Raw genomic sequence first — 13715 nt, forward strand, 5'->3', positions numbered from 1 at the left:
CGGCGGGGCTTCTACTTTCTTTGCCACCAAAGAAAGTAGACAAAGAAAGTGCCTCCAGCCGGTTTCGCCTTGTCGGGAGTCCGCACATCCTGCGCGGCCCCCTCAAGGCAAAACACGACGCTTCCGGGAATGCTTTCGCGTGCGCCTCATTTCTCTTTGCCCCGCTGCCCCGAGTGGTAAGGGTCTCTTCATCATTTCGGCCGCAGCCTGCGGGGAACGCAACTCTCGCGCAAGCGATCAAAGAGTTGCGGGCCTCCGCCGGGGGAGGCTGCGGCCCGCCCGCTACGCGGAATATTTTTCGCACCAGAACGGAGACGTGCAGTCTTTTGCACCCTCTCTTGGCCGAAGCCAACGGGGCCGCTCAGCACTCGAGCCGGGGAGTTTGTTTCGCCTAAGTCTCCCGCTCGGGGTGGCTCCGGGGCGTCATCGGGAGATCATTGGCCGAACCGTCTTTCTCCGCACGCGAAAGCACCCCCGGAAGCGGGTAGACACGGCAGACCCGGGCATGCCGTGTTTTGACATGAAAAAGCTGAGCGGCACCGCCCCTCCGCTGCGGGAGATTGCAACCCCGTCATGCTAAATGTACGATTTATAATACTTTGGCTGCCGTAATAGGCCACCGCCACTCCACCCCGAACGTACACCCCGACACCCGCAGCGCCGGCGGCAGCTGGAAACGCTTGAAATCGCCCGCCAGCAACAATCTGCACACCCGCTCCACCGTCCCCCTGTCATACCCTTCGGCGATCACCTCCTCCGACGACTTCCCCCCCTCGACGAGCCGCACCAAAATCGCATCCAGCACCGGATAATCCGGCAGCGAATCGCTATCCTTCTGTCCCGGTCTGAGCTCCGCCGACGGCGCTTTGGTCAGAATATGCTCCGGAATGGGCGCAACTCCCCCCTTGCCTACCGCCGCCCCGTTGATTTGCCGCGCAAGCGCATAGACATCCCCCTTGTACACATCCCCGATCACACTCAACGCACCGCTCGTATCCCCGTACAGCGTCCCGTAGCCCACCGCCGCCTCGCTCTTGTTCGACGTATTCAGCATCAACGCCCCGTGGCTGTTCGCCAACGCCATGGTCATCATCAGCCGGATGCGCGCCTGCATATTCTCCTCCGCCAAGCCGCGCGCCGCCGCACCGGCAGCGGAAAGCAGCACCGGTCGCAAAGCCTCCCGCGCCGCATCGAATGTCCGCGCAATAGACACCAGCCACGACCGCCCCTGCGGAATCCCCACCCGCCGGATCATCTCCTCCGAATCCGTCACCGAATGATCCGTCGAATACTCCGACGGCAGCATCACCGTCTTGACATGCTCCGCCCCCAGCGCCTCCGCCGCCAAAGCCAGCACCAGCGCCGAGTCGATCCCGCCCGACATCGCCACGCACGCATCCCGGCATCCCGTCTTAGCAAAATAATCCCGCACTCCCAGTACCAACGCCCGGTGCAACTGCTCTACCCTATCCCCCCACACCGCATTCCGCACCCCGCAAACCGCAGAACCCTCCGTATCGATCACCGTCATCGCCTCCTCGAACAGCGGCAACGCCAGCACCTTCCCCGATGGATAAGCCACGCACGAGCCGCCGTAATAGATCGTTCCCGTCTGCGCCCCCACCGCATTGACCCAGACCACAGGCCTCCCCTCCTCCACCGCCGAAGCCGCAATCCGCTCCCTGTTGGCCTCCGCCACTCCGTGCCGGAAATGATCCGCCGCACAGACGATCTTCACCCCCTCGCATTCCGTGTCCGACAGCACCAGCCGCACTCCCCGGGAAGCCGCAAACGCCTCCAAACCGGCCAGTTCCCTCGCCGCCTGTTCCCGGAACCGCGCCGACTCCGCCAGCCCCAGAAGCGGCGTTCCCGTCACCGCATCCGCCCCCATGACCGCCATATCGGCCCCTTCCGACGAAGCAAAAGCGATGGCCGCCCGAATCTTCGCCGCATTCCCCGCGGTATCCCCCACCTTGTAATTCTGCTGCACGAGTGCTATTCTCATAATCCGACTTCGATTTCAAAAAGTTTGTCCCAGTTCTTTCCCGTCAAGAAAATACGCCCCGTCGCCGGGTCGTGCGCGATTCCGTTGAGCACATCCGTCCCCCTCCGGTGCGCAATCCGCGTCTCCAACGCCGAACAATCGATATAGTGCGTCACGTACCCCGTCGCCGGGTCGATCACGGCGATCCTGTCGGTCAGGTACAGATTCGCCCACAGCCGATCCCCGATCCACTCCAGCTCGTTGATCTCCGTCACCGGCCCGTTATGATCCCGCACCTGAAATCGCCGCCGCTGCGAGAAATCCGCCGGATCCAGCACCCGCACCCACGAACTGCCGTCGCTCATATAAAGCGAATCCCCTGTCCGATCGGATGTCAGCCCCCATCCTTCGCCCGAATACGCAAAAACGCCCACCTGCCGGAAATCCGATTTCCGGTACACGAAGCAGCGCTGCTCCTGCCAGGTCAGCTGGTACAGCAGCGAATCCCCGACCAAAGCCAGCCCTTCGCCGAAATAGCGTTCCGGCAGCGTCACTTTCCGCCCGACCTTTCCCGTGGCCGGTTCCACAAACCGCAAAGAAGATTCCCCGTACTCGCCCGTACTCTCGTAGAATCCGCCGTCCGCCCACAGCAGGCCCTGGGTATATGCCTTCGCATCGTGCGGGTATTCCGCCACGATCTGCGGCACCGCCGTTTTCGGCTCCGGCACCGCCGTCACCGCATCGGACGCTGCCGAAGCGGAACCGGCCTGCCCCGCTCCGCCGACCGACGAACCGCAAGCCGACACGGTAGAAAATAGAATGACCGAGGCCAATAATCGTTTCATATCACATCATATTCCCGAACGTGCGCCATCCGAACACATACCGCCAGGCCACGCTGCCCCGATACAACACCTCTTTGGGCGGCAGCGCATATCCCCCGCTTCCCGTCCTGCGCACCATTTTTTCCCGCATCCGGAGCCAAAAATCCGCGTGCCCCCTGAACACCGCCCCCGCGAATGACGATTTCCCGGTCGCTAAGTAACCTAACGCCTGCAATCCATCCGCCCAGAACCGCACGAAATAGACTGCTGCGAAAAGCCTGTGGGACAGGTTCTTATAGAGCATAGCCAAGTTGTTCCGGAAATTAAGGTAGGTTTTCCGCGGCGAAGTGGCGGGCAATGCCCCTCCGCCCACATGGTACACCGCGGACTCCGGACAAACGACCACCCGGAAGCCTTGTCTATGCAGCCGCCAGCAGAAATCGATCTCCTCCATATGGGCGAAAAACGCTTCGTCCAGCCCCCCCAATTCCCGCCACAAGTCCGCCCGCACTAACATCGCCGCCCCGGAAGCCCAGAATATGTCCCGCACGGTGTCGTACTGTCCCCTGTCCTTTTCGACGGTGCCGAAGATGCGCCCCCGGCAGAACGGATAACCCAGCGCGTCGATGAATCCGCCGCAGGCTCCCGCATATTCAAAGTAATCCTCCCGGCCGTAAGCGAGCAGTTTCGGCATCACGGCTCCGACCCGCGCATCGGCGGTCAGGATTGCGGCCAACGGAACGAGCCAGCCCGGGGTCACATCGACATCGGAGTTCAGCAGCAAATAAGAATCGAATCCCGCCAAAGTTTCATGCGCCAGCGCCCGGTTGTATCCTCCCGTAAATCCGTAATTGGCATCGAGAGCGATCACCCGCACCCGATCGTCACCGGCGGAGACGTACGTATCCGACAACCAGCCCAAAGAGCCGTCGGCAGAGGCATTGTCGGCCACGGCCACAACCACTTCGCACCCCTGCGGGGCATAATCTCCTGTAGAGTATTCGACGACCCTCGGCAGAAACCGCCGGAGGAATCCCTCTCCGTTCCAGTTGAGGATCACCACGGCCAACCGGCTCATCCCTTTATCTTCGTCCCGCATTCTGAACCTGGTTTGCAATTTTCACTGCGTGCGGATGCTGCGCCAACCAATCCTCGACGTTGTGTTTCCACCTCCGGTGCGACCACATCCACAATTCCGGCCGCTGCCGGATCATTCTCTCCAGCCGTTCGGCGTACCGGCGGGTGATTTCGCCCTCCTCGACCTGCTCTTCGCCGTCGTAAAGCAGGTCGAAGCGCGCCTCGTAGTATCCCCGCCGCACTTTCCGCACATCGAGAAAGACCACCGGCATCCGGAATTTGAGCGCCATTTTTTCGGTTCCGGTAAAAAACGGGGTCCACCGCCCCAGAAACATCGTCCAATTCTGTATCTCGGGCCCTGCGGGGGTCTGGTCGGCGATCAAGGCCAGCGTCACGTGACTTCCCATCCGCGCCCGCCGCACCATTTCGCGCCCGACTTCGTGCATCGGCACGGGAATGACCCCGAACCGGCTGCGAATCCGGTGGTAAAAGCGATCCGCCCCTTTGTCGCTCAAAGGCCGGTACACCGCCAGCGCATTGTCGTGCGTTTTGTATAGGTCGAAATTGGTGGTGTATTCCCACGATCCGTAATGCGCCATGGCCGAAATCCACGACCGCCCTCCTGTCCATCGCATCAGGTCGTCCAGATTCAGGTACTTCATCCTGCGGCGTATCTCCCGCTCGCTAACGGAGGCCAGCGACAAGGTCTCAATAAAAACGTCCGCCAGATGTTTGTAGAAGCCTTGTTCGATCTGCCGCAGCTCGGCCCGGCTTTTTTCCGGAAACGAATCCTGCAGGTTGGCGCGCACGACTTTCCGGCGGTAGCGCACCACGCCGTACAGCACCCACCGGACCAGGTCGGAGAACAGGAGCTGCACTGGATAAGGCAGCTTGCCGAGGCACCACGCAACGGGGTATATCAGATAGTAACTCAACATCCGCAGCTGCCTTTTTCGGTCTCATTTCCGGTCACGAGCCGGAAAATATCGTTCCATATCCCCGGAGCGGCCGTCACGATGCTCCGTCCGTAGGTGTAGTCATCCCCGCCGCAGAAATCCGTCACCCGGCCGCCCGCCTGCCGCACGATCAATGCCCCGGCTGCCACGTCCCACGGCGACAGGTTGACTTGGTAAAAGGCATCGGCCCGCCCGCAGGCCACATAGACCAGATCGGTAGCGGCCGATCCCAGCCGTCGCGCCCCGTGGCTGTGGCGGTTGAAGTAGGCAAAGCTGTGCTCGAAATGGCGCGACACGGCTTCGTCGGTACCGTAAGCGAGGCCTGTGAGTACCAGCGCGTCGTCTGTTTTCGCTACTTCGGAAACCCGGATGGGGCTGCCGTTCAAATAGGAGGCCGAGGCGCCTTTCCAGGTATAGAAGCATTCTTGCAGGGTCACTTCGTACACCACGCCAACCACCGCTTCGCGCGCACGGCTGTCCCAAAGGGCGATGCTCACTGCATAGGGCGGCAGGCCGTGGACGAAGTTGGTCGTCCCGTCCAACGGGTCGACAATCCACTGGTACGGCGCCTCCCCGTCCGTGCGCCCCGATCCCTCTTCGGCGATAAATCCGGCTTCCGGCAACAATTCGCTCAACGCGTCGACGATGATCTTCTCGGCTCCTTTATCGACATAAGAGACGAAATTGTATGCGCCTTTTTCTTCGACTTTGTCGATCGTAAACCGCTTTCTTTCTGCTGCTATATAAGTTCCGGCCCGAACGGCGGTCTCCCGTGCGCGGCTGCATACTTGTTCCCAGTCCGGCTGTTTCATCCTGTTTCTCCTATTATTTTATCGGATATTTTCTTACGGTCTTTAAGGCAAAGATAGCAATTCCGCCAAAGGATAGGCGGGCAAGGCGTTGTTTTTTAACGGCGGATTGCAAAAACGGGCTTTATATCCCCGTGGATATAAAGCCCGAAAGGAAAAATCGCTGCTCGGAAAACAGCAGACTATTTATTTGCGGTATATCTTGGTATATCCGTAAATCGCTTCATCTCCGAGTTCTTCTTCGATCCGGAGCAGCTGGTTGTATTTGGCCATCCGGTCGGAACGGCTCATGGAACCGGTCTTGATCTGTCCCGAGTTGGTCGCCACGGCGATATCCGCAATCGTAGCATCTTCGGTCTCACCCGAGCGGTGCGAGGTCACGCTGGTATATCCCGCGCGGTGTGCCATTTCGATCGCATCCAGTGTTTCGGTCAGTGACCCGATCTGATTTACCTTGATCAAGATCGAGTTCCCGCATCCCATTTCGATCCCTTTCTTCAAGAATTCGACGTTGGTCACGAACAGGTCGTCTCCCACCAGCTGGCACTTATCGCCGATCGCTGCGGTGAGTTTCTGCCATCCTTCCCAGTCGTTTTCGCTCATACCGTCTTCGATCGAGTCGATCGGGTATTTGGCCACCAATCCCTTGAGGTATTCCACCTGCTGGTCGGAAGTGAGCTTAGCTCCCTTGTCCCCTTCAAAAATGGTGTAGTCATAAACGCCGTTCTTGTAGAATTCCGACGAGGCGCAGTCCATCCCGATCGCCACATCGCCTCCTTCGCATTTCCGCCCGGGTTTGTAGCCTGCTTTCTTGATGGCTTCGATGATCGATTCGATGGCATCTTCCGTTCCTTTCAAGGTCGGTGCGAAACCGCCTTCATCGCCCACTGCCGTCGAGAGACCCCGATCATGCAGCACTTTCTTCAGTGCATGGAACACTTCTGCGCCCATCCGCAGCCCTTCGCGGAACGAAGTGGCGCCCACGGGCCGAATCATGAATTCCTGGAATGCAATCGGGGCATCGGAGTGCGATCCGCCGTTGATGATGTTCATCATCGGCACCGGCAGGGTTTTGGCATTGGCTCCCCCGATATACCGGTAGAGCGGCACTCCGACATAATTCGCCGCCGCCTTTGCGCAAGCCAGCGATACGCCCAGAATGGCATTGGCCCCCAAGTTCGATTTGGTCGGCGTTCCGTCCAGTGCGATCATGGCTTTGTCGATCCCTACCTGATCGGTGACCATCATCCCGACGATTTCTTTGGCGATCACTTCATTGACGTTCTGCACCGCCTTCAAGACGCCTTTCCCCGAGTATCTGCCTTTGTCGCCGTCGCGCAGTTCGAGTGCTTCATTTTCACCGGTCGATGCTCCGCTCGGCACGGCTGCACGCCCGAAAGCGCCGCTGGCGGTCAGTACTTCCACTTCTACGGTCGGATTGCCGCGCGAGTCGAGGATCTCGCGTGCATGTACGCTGATGATTTGTCCCATTTTTCTTTTGGTTATTAAGTAGTTGTAATATTTCGGACGGTCTCAAAAAAATTGAGGGGTTTCGCCGAACATGTCGTTGGCGAATTCCCCTCAAAAATAGTGTTTTGTTTCGATCTGCGCAAATTATTCCGCAGTCGTCTCTGCAGTCTCAGCCGTCTCCGTTGCCGTCGGAGCTGCTGTTGCTGCCGGAGCGGTTTCCGCAGCCGGAGCTTCAACCCCAGGAGTCGCGGCCGCTTTCTTGCCTCCCGCACGCCGGGTGCGTCCTTTCCCCGCAGCGGTTTTCTTGGCAGCCCCTGCGTTCTGGGTGTAGTCCGTGTCGAAGTCCACGAGTTCGATGAAGCAGGTTTCCGCTCCGTCTCCCTGCCGGAATCCGGTTTTCAGGATGCGGCAGTACCCTCCCGGCCGTTCCGCGATCTTCGGTGCCACTTCGCGGAACAATTCGCTGACGGCTTCCTTGTTCTTGAGGTAGGCGAAGACCATACGCCGCGAATGGGTGGAGTCGTCTTTCGATTTCGTAATGATCGGCTCCACAAAAGTTCGGAGCGCCTTAGCCTTGGCCAAGGTGGTATTGATGCGTTTGTGCAGGATCAACGATGCAGCCATGTTGGACATCAAGGCTTTCCGGTGGGAGGCCTGACGTCCGAGGTGGTTGATGGTTTTGTTATGTCTCATAGTGATGTTTAGTCTTTGTCCAGTTTGTACTTAGCCACGTCCATCCCGAAGTGCAGATTCAGGCTCTCGAGCAGTTCGTCGAGTTCGGACAAGGATTTCTTGCCGAAGTTCCTGAATTTCAGCAGGTCATTCCGTTGGAAGCGCACGAGTTCGCCCAGTGTTTCCACCTCTGCCGCCTTGAGGCAGTTCAAGGCCCTCACCGACAGGTCTTGTTCGGTGAGTTTGGTTTTGAGCAGCTGCCGCATGTGGAGAATATCTTCGTCGAACTCTTCGGTAGCGGCTTTTTCTTCCGTGTCCAGCGTGATCTTTTCGTCGGAGAAAAGCATAAAGTGGAAGATCAGGATCTTGGCCGCTTCCTTGAGTGCGTCTTTCGGGTGGATCGACCCGTCGGTAGTAATCTCGATGGTCAGTTTTTCGTAGTCGGTTTTCTGCTCCACGCGGTAGTTTTCGACCGAGTACTTAACGTTCTTGATGGGTGTGTGAATCGAATCGATCGGGAGCAGACCGAACGGGGCATCGGCGGGACGGTTTTCCTCGGCCGGCACGTACCCGCGGCCTTTGCCGATGGTGAGTTCCATCTGAAACTTGACATCGGGTTCGAGGCGGCATATCAGCAGTTCCGGATTGAGGACTTTGAAACCGGTCATGAAGTTCGACAAATATCCCGCGGTCAGTTCGGTAACCCCGGTCACATTAACCGTCACTTTTTCCGATTCCACGTTCTCGACGGTCCGTACCAGACGCACCTGTTTGAGGTTCAGAATGATTTCTATCATCTCCTCCATCACTCCGGGGATGGAGGCAAACTCGTGGTCTACGCCCGGAATATGCACTGTGGTAAAGGCGTAACCCTCGAGTGACGACAGCAGTATTCGGCGGAGTGCATTACCGACGGTGATGCCGAACCCCGGCTCCAACGGACGGAATTCAAACCGTCCGAAAGAGGCTGACGAGTCGAGCATGATCACCTTGTCGGGCTTCTGGAATGCTAATATGGCCATAGTGTTTTGTGCTCCTCGATTAATTACTATTTAGAATAGAGTTCGACGATCAGTTGCTCGTTGATATTTTCGGGGATTTCCGCCCGTTCGGGTTTCTGCATAAATTTACCCGACATGGAAGCGGCATCCCATTCGATCCACGAGAAGCGGCTGCGCTGAGTGGAGCCCAATGCGTTGGCGATCACTTCGAGCGCTTTCGATTTTTCGCGAACGGCCACTACTTGCCCGGGTTTGAGCGAGTACGACGGAATGTTGACCACTTCTCCGTCCACGGTGATATGCCGATGCGAAACGAGTTGCCGTGCCGCAGCCCGGGTCGGTGCGATCCCCATCCGGTAAACGACATTGTCGAGCCTCGATTCCAAAAGTTGGAGCAGCACTTCACCGGTCACGCCGCCAGCCCGTTCGGCCGCTTCGAACGTACGCCGGAACTGCTTTTCGAGCATCCCGTAGAGTGCCTTGACCTTCTGCTTTTCCTTGAGCTGTACGCCGTATTCGGAAACTTTCTTGCGCCGACGATTGAGCCCGTGTTGTCCCGGAGGATAGTTCTTCTTTTCGAATGAAGAGTCCGACCCGAAGATAGGTTCGCCGAATTTACGGGCGATTTTGGTTCTTGGTCCTGTATAACGTGCCATTTTATCTTTTTACTTTTTTGTCTTTGTTGAAAGGTATGGTAAAATATCCGCTTTATGCGATCTTTCCGATTTTCCTCGCCGTATCGTCCCGAAGCATAGGGCTGCGTGGAAAATCACAGTGAAAGATCAGACACGACGACGTGCCGGCGGACGGCAACCGTTATGGGGCAGCGGGGTAACGTCGATGATTTCGATCACTTCGATCCCGGCGCCATTGATCGTCCGGATCGCCGATTCGCGTCCCGATCCCGGCCCTTTGACATACACTTTCACTTTACGAAGCCCCAGATCATACGCCACCTTAGCACAATCCTGCGCCGCAGTCTGCGCTGCATACGGGGTGTTCTTCTTGGAACCCCGGAAGCCCATCTTACCGGCGGAACTCCAGCTGATGACCTGCCCTTCGCCGTTGGTCAGGGTAATGATGACGTTATTGAATGTCGAGTGGACGTGGGCCTGACCCAGTGCGTCAACCTTAACGACTTTCTTTTTTACTGATCCTGTTTTCTTTGCCATAATTTTATGCCTAATTGGAGTTAGGATAGACGATTAACAACTACTTGGTCGCTTTCTTCTTGTTCGCAACGGTTTTCTTACGTCCTTTGCGTGTGCGGGCGTTGTTTTTCGTGCTCTGTCCGCGCACGGGCAGCCCCAGCCGATGCCGGATCCCGCGGTAGCAACCGATGTCCATCAGGCGTTTGATGTTGAGCTGAATGCTCGAACGCAGTTCCCCTTCCACGCGAATCCCTTCGTTGGCGATCACGTTACGGATGGCGCCGACTTGTTCGTCGGTCCAGTCTTTCACTTTGGTATCCTGATCGATGCCTGCTTTCTCGAGGATAACGGCAGCCGTGCTTCTCCCGATGCCGTAGATATAGGTGAGGCCGATTACGCCTCGTTTGTTCTTAGGTAAGTCGACTCCGACAATACGTGCCATAAGTTCTGTTCTTTTTCTTTGAAATTCGTGAAACTCAGTTCAGACTTGCGTTTCCCGGCGGGCTGATGCCAGTGCGGCCCGTTCGGGAATACTACCCCTGGCGCATCTTGAGCTTGGGGTTCTTTTTGCAGATCACATAGACGCGGCCTTTGCGGCGCACGATCTTGCAGTCTTCGCTGCGTTTTTTGATGGATGCTCTGACTTTCATCGTTTTGAGTTGTTTGTGTTTGACGGCCCCGGCAGTGGGCCGGGCCTGCAAAATTACTTGTACCGGAACGAGATGCGCCCTTTCGACAAGTCGTAGGGCGACATTTCGACCTTCACTTTATCCCCAGGCAGAATCTTGATGTAGTGCATCCTCATCTTTCCGGAGATGTGGGCGGTGATGATGTGGCCGTTGTCCAATTCCACGCGGAACATGGCGTTGGACAAGGCTTCGATAATCGTTCCGTCCTTTTCGATTGCTGCTTGTTTAGCCATTCGGTGTTGGTTTGTTAAGCGGTGCGCACTTCCTCTCGCATCCGGGCAAAGCATGGTTATGCCTTGACTGAATCAGTCGAGCGGAAGATTTTTTTCGATATACTCAAACGTTGTGAGGACATCCGGCCCCTCATCGGTTATCGCGACTGCGAATTCGAAATGAGCGGAGGGTTTGCGGTCGGCGGTTCTGACTGTCCAACCGTCCTTTTCAAAGATCACGTTGCGGGTGCCGAGGTTGATCATGGGTTCGATGCAGAGCACCATCCCTGCCTTGAGCAAGGTGCCGCTGCCGCGTTTCCCGTAGTTCGGTACCTGGGGTTCCTCGTGCAGGCTGCGGCCCAAGCCGTGGCCGACCATTTCGCGGACGACGGTCATGCCATGCCGTTGGGCATATTCCTGTACGGCGTGGGAAATGTCGCCGATTCTATTTCCCACTGTTGCCTGCGCGACACCTCTATAAAGGGCTTCTTTGGTGACGTCCAGCAGCTCGCGCACGCGGGGTGCCAAGCTGTCCGTACCTCCTACCGCGAATGTGTAGGCGGAGTCGCCATGAAAACCGTTCATAAATGCGCCGCAGTCGACCGACAGGATGTCGCCTTCCTGCAAGACGTAGCCCGAGGGAATCCCGTGTACGATCTGCTCGTTGACTGACAGGCAGAGCGTGGCGGGGAATCCTCCGTAACCTTTGAAATTCGGTACTGCACCGTGCGAGCGGATGTACTCCTCAGCCATTTGGTCAAGCTCTTTGGTTGTAACACCCGGACGGATGTTGCGCCCCACAAGGGCCAGGGTGCGGCTGACAAGCTGGTTGCTCTGGCGCAGCAATTCGATCTCCTCTTCGGTTTTAAGGTATATCATTGATATATATAAAAGAACCTTTTTTTCTGAATGCGGTTCATTGTTCGGAGCAGGGGGCTCCTATCACCGGGGAAAGTGGATCGGCACACTGCCGCCCACTTCCTATGGTCGAAGCGACCTCGGGGAGCCCGCTCCATCCCCCGGATAAAATCAGTTCATGCGTCCTTTCATGCGTCCGCTTTTCATCAAGCCGTCGTAGTGCCTGAGCAGCAGGTGCGACTCGATTTGCTGCAAAGTGTCCAGCACGACCCCTACCAAGATCAACAGCGATGTTCCGCCGTAAAACAAGGCGAACTGTCCGTCGACCCCGATCATGCGGGCGAACACCGGCAGTATCGCGATCACGGCCAGGAATATCGATCCCGGCAAGGTAATGCGCGTCATAATGGTGTCCAGATACGATGCGGTCTGTTTCCCCGGTTTGATCCCCGGAATGAATCCTCCGTTCCGTTTCATGTCGTCGGACATCTGGTTGGTGTTGATGGTAATGGCGGTATAGAAATAAGTAAACGCCATCACCAAGATCCCGAATACGAGGTTGTACCAGAAGCCGTAGATGTTCCCGAAGATCGCCCCGAAGCCTTGCGTTGCTTCAAATTTGGTGAAAATCAGCGGCAGCATCATGATGGCCTGCGCGAAGATGATCGGCATCACTCCCGCTGCATTGATCTTGAGCGGAATGTATTGCCGCACGCCGCCGTATTGTTTATTCCCGACGATCCGTTTGGCATACTGCACCGGAATTTTCCGCACGGCCTGCACGAGTGCAATGGTGGCGGCAAAAACCAGGAACAGCAGCACCAGTTCCACTATCAGCATCACGAATCCCCCTCCCGCCGTGGTAAAGCGTGCATTGAGTTCCGCGAGGAACGCATGCGGCAGTCTGGCAATAATCCCGATCATAATGATCAGCGATACCCCGTTTCCGATCCCTTTGTCGGTGATTTTCTCGCCGAGCCACATGACGAACATCGTCCCTGCGATCAAAACCATCGTGGCACTGAAGGTGAAGAGGAATGAGCCTGTCCCTAACACGAATGCCGACGGCAAAAGCTGGTCGTTCAGATTAACCAGATACGCCGGTGCCTGAATGAGCAGAATCCCAATGGTCAAGTATCTGGTCCACTGGTTGATCTTCCGCCGTCCGCTTTCTCCCTCTTTCTGCAATTTCTGGAAGTAGGGGATCGCAATCCCCAGCAGCTGGATCACGATCGAAGCCGAGATGTACGGCATGATCCCCAATGCAAAGATCGAGGCATTGGAGAAAGCTCCTCCCGAAAAGATATCGAGCAGTCCCAGTATCCCGTCCTCGGTCTGTTGCCGGAGCCCGGAACCGGCGAGTGCTTCCGGATTGATCCCCGGAAGCACCACGAAGCTCCCCAGCCGGTAGATCAGAAGCAGCCCCAAGGTGTAGAGGATGCGGTTGCGCAGCTCTTCGATCTTGAAGATATTCCGAATGGTGTCTATTAGTTTTTTCATGAGCCAAAAAAGTAGGCAGTAGGGTTACCTAAATTATAAGGATTAAAGTTTTGTCGCGGTTCCGCCCTGGGCCTCGATAGCGGCCTGGGCCGATTTCGAGAAGGCGTTCGCCGTTACGTCTACTTTCTTGGTCAGCGTCCCGGTGCCGAGCACTTTCACCACGTCGTTCTTGGCGATCAAACCGGCGGCATACATTTCCGCAGGGCCGACAGCCGTCGCTCCGCTCTTTTCGACGAGCGTTTCGATAGCTCCCAGATTGACGGTCTTGAATACGACTTTATTGATATTGGTAAACCCGAACTTGGGCAAGCGCCGCTGCAACGGCATCTGGCCGCCCTGGAAACCGCGTTTGTGTTTGTATCCCGAGCGCGACTGCGCCCCTTTGTGCCCACGGGTGGAGGTGCCGCCGTAGCCCGACCCCTGGCCGCGGCCGATGCGTTTCTCGCTGTGGGTGGAGCCCTGTGCGGGTTTGATATTGCTGAGGTTCATAATGTTTCTCTCTGTTTAAGGAA

Annotated in this window: 16 protein-coding genes; all 16 read right to left on the reverse strand. The window is 57.1% G+C overall.

The genetic code is table 11. From position 1 onward, the window contains the following. Positions 1–589: 589 nt before the first annotated feature. The 16 genes from nadE to rplO all read right to left on the reverse strand — a co-directional run bounded on the left by nadE (position 590) and on the right by rplO (position 13692). Complete coding sequence (nadE, locus tag Q0Z93_RS03140; protein ID WP_298062473.1) at positions 590–2005, reverse strand: NAD(+) synthase; 1416 nt, start codon at positions 2003–2005, stop codon at positions 590–592. Next, entirely contained in the window at positions 2002–2829 is an 828-nt protein-coding gene (locus tag Q0Z93_RS03145; RefSeq protein ID WP_298062476.1) for a glutaminyl-peptide cyclotransferase, read from the reverse strand. The genes nadE and Q0Z93_RS03145 overlap by 4 nt, the downstream gene beginning before the upstream one ends. Position 2830: 1 nt before the next feature. Continuing rightward, positions 2831–3907 carry a glycosyltransferase family 2 protein gene (locus tag Q0Z93_RS03150; protein ID WP_298062477.1) on the reverse strand — a complete coding sequence of 359 codons (1077 nt, stop codon included), beginning with the start codon at positions 3905–3907 and terminating at the stop codon, positions 2831–2833. Next, complete coding sequence (locus Q0Z93_RS03155; protein WP_298062482.1) at positions 3891–4823, reverse strand: lysophospholipid acyltransferase family protein; 933 nt, start codon at positions 4821–4823, stop codon at positions 3891–3893. Before Q0Z93_RS03155 ends, Q0Z93_RS03150 begins: the two co-directional genes overlap by 17 nt. After that, the gene (locus tag Q0Z93_RS03160; protein ID WP_298062486.1) at positions 4817–5653 is read right to left on the reverse strand and encodes an inositol monophosphatase family protein; all 837 of its coding nucleotides are present in this window, start codon (positions 5651–5653) and stop codon (positions 4817–4819) included. Before Q0Z93_RS03160 ends, Q0Z93_RS03155 begins: the two co-directional genes overlap by 7 nt. 183 nt (positions 5654–5836) lie before the next feature. Then, positions 5837–7141, reverse strand: a complete 1305-nt coding sequence (gene eno, locus Q0Z93_RS03165) for a phosphopyruvate hydratase (RefSeq protein ID WP_298062488.1) — start codon at positions 7139–7141, stop codon at positions 5837–5839. A 123-nt stretch (positions 7142–7264) separates the two neighbouring features. Continuing rightward, positions 7265–7813, reverse strand: a complete 549-nt coding sequence (rplQ, locus tag Q0Z93_RS03170) for a 50S ribosomal protein L17 (RefSeq protein WP_298062490.1) — start codon at positions 7811–7813, stop codon at positions 7265–7267. An 8-nt stretch (positions 7814–7821) separates the two neighbouring features. Next, positions 7822–8814: a DNA-directed RNA polymerase subunit alpha gene (locus Q0Z93_RS03175; protein WP_298062492.1), complete on the reverse strand. Its 993-nt coding sequence runs from the start codon at positions 8812–8814 to the stop codon at positions 7822–7824. Between the two features lie 26 nt (positions 8815–8840). Beyond that, the gene (gene rpsD, locus Q0Z93_RS03180; protein ID WP_298062494.1) at positions 8841–9449 is read right to left on the reverse strand and encodes a 30S ribosomal protein S4; all 609 of its coding nucleotides are present in this window, start codon (positions 9447–9449) and stop codon (positions 8841–8843) included. Between the two features lie 126 nt (positions 9450–9575). Further along, the gene (gene rpsK, locus Q0Z93_RS03185; protein WP_298062497.1) at positions 9576–9965 is read right to left on the reverse strand and encodes a 30S ribosomal protein S11; all 390 of its coding nucleotides are present in this window, start codon (positions 9963–9965) and stop codon (positions 9576–9578) included. 40 nt (positions 9966–10005) lie between these two features. Further along, positions 10006–10386 (reverse strand): 30S ribosomal protein S13, encoded by a 381-nt coding sequence (rpsM, locus tag Q0Z93_RS03190; protein WP_298062499.1) that lies wholly within the window; start codon positions 10384–10386, stop codon positions 10006–10008. A 91-nt stretch (positions 10387–10477) separates the two neighbouring features. Continuing rightward, positions 10478–10594 (reverse strand): type B 50S ribosomal protein L36, encoded by a 117-nt coding sequence (gene ykgO / locus Q0Z93_RS03195; RefSeq protein WP_027290520.1) that lies wholly within the window; start codon positions 10592–10594, stop codon positions 10478–10480. A 53-nt stretch (positions 10595–10647) separates the two neighbouring features. Then, the gene (gene infA, locus Q0Z93_RS03200; protein ID WP_294591854.1) at positions 10648–10866 is read right to left on the reverse strand and encodes a translation initiation factor IF-1; all 219 of its coding nucleotides are present in this window, start codon (positions 10864–10866) and stop codon (positions 10648–10650) included. Between the two features lie 72 nt (positions 10867–10938). Then, the gene (gene map / locus Q0Z93_RS03205) at positions 10939–11724 is read right to left on the reverse strand and encodes a type I methionyl aminopeptidase (protein WP_298062502.1); all 786 of its coding nucleotides are present in this window, start codon (positions 11722–11724) and stop codon (positions 10939–10941) included. A 150-nt stretch (positions 11725–11874) separates the two neighbouring features. Beyond that, positions 11875–13203 (reverse strand): preprotein translocase subunit SecY, encoded by a 1329-nt coding sequence (secY, locus tag Q0Z93_RS03210; protein ID WP_298062504.1) that lies wholly within the window; start codon positions 13201–13203, stop codon positions 11875–11877. Between the two features lie 42 nt (positions 13204–13245). Beyond that, on the reverse strand, positions 13246–13692 hold the full coding sequence (gene rplO, locus Q0Z93_RS03215) for a 50S ribosomal protein L15 (protein WP_298062506.1): 447 nt from the start codon (positions 13690–13692) through the stop codon (positions 13246–13248). Between the last annotated feature and the right edge of the window lie 23 nt (positions 13693–13715).

This window comes from uncultured Rikenella sp., from assembly GCF_947628055.1.
Lineage (GTDB): Bacteria > Bacteroidota > Bacteroidia > Bacteroidales > Rikenellaceae > Rikenella.

Excerpts from the sequence above, each read along its gene's own strand:
- Q0Z93_RS03160 (WP_298062486.1), bottom strand. The coding sequence starts at position 5,653 with ATGAAACAGCCGGACTGGGAACAAGTATGCAGCCGCGCACGGGAGACC.
- rplQ (WP_298062490.1), bottom strand. The coding sequence starts at position 7,813 with ATGAGACATAACAAAACCATCAACCACCTCGGACGTCAGGCCTCCCAC.
- Q0Z93_RS03155 (WP_298062482.1), bottom strand. The coding sequence starts at position 4,823 with ATGTTGAGTTACTATCTGATATACCCCGTTGCGTGGTGCCTCGGCAAG.
- secY (WP_298062504.1), bottom strand. The coding sequence starts at position 13,203 with ATGAAAAAACTAATAGACACCATTCGGAATATCTTCAAGATCGAAGAG.
- Q0Z93_RS03175 (WP_298062492.1), bottom strand. The coding sequence starts at position 8,814 with ATGGCCATATTAGCATTCCAGAAGCCCGACAAGGTGATCATGCTCGAC.
- Q0Z93_RS03145 (WP_298062476.1), bottom strand. The coding sequence starts at position 2,829 with ATGAAACGATTATTGGCCTCGGTCATTCTATTTTCTACCGTGTCGGCT.
- rpsD (WP_298062494.1), bottom strand. The coding sequence starts at position 9,449 with ATGGCACGTTATACAGGACCAAGAACCAAAATCGCCCGTAAATTCGGC.
- rplO (WP_298062506.1), bottom strand. The coding sequence starts at position 13,692 with ATGAACCTCAGCAATATCAAACCCGCACAGGGCTCCACCCACAGCGAG.
- ykgO (WP_027290520.1), bottom strand. The coding sequence starts at position 10,594 with ATGAAAGTCAGAGCATCCATCAAAAAACGCAGCGAAGACTGCAAGATC.
- rpsK (WP_298062497.1), bottom strand. The coding sequence starts at position 9,965 with ATGGCAAAGAAAACAGGATCAGTAAAAAAGAAAGTCGTTAAGGTTGAC.
- infA (WP_294591854.1), bottom strand. The coding sequence starts at position 10,866 with ATGGCTAAACAAGCAGCAATCGAAAAGGACGGAACGATTATCGAAGCC.
- map (WP_298062502.1), bottom strand. The coding sequence starts at position 11,724 with ATGATATACCTTAAAACCGAAGAGGAGATCGAATTGCTGCGCCAGAGC.
- Q0Z93_RS03150 (WP_298062477.1), bottom strand. The coding sequence starts at position 3,907 with ATGCGGGACGAAGATAAAGGGATGAGCCGGTTGGCCGTGGTGATCCTC.
- nadE (WP_298062473.1), bottom strand. The coding sequence starts at position 2,005 with ATGAGAATAGCACTCGTGCAGCAGAATTACAAGGTGGGGGATACCGCG.
- rpsM (WP_298062499.1), bottom strand. The coding sequence starts at position 10,386 with ATGGCACGTATTGTCGGAGTCGACTTACCTAAGAACAAACGAGGCGTA.
- eno (WP_298062488.1), bottom strand. The coding sequence starts at position 7,141 with ATGGGACAAATCATCAGCGTACATGCACGCGAGATCCTCGACTCGCGC.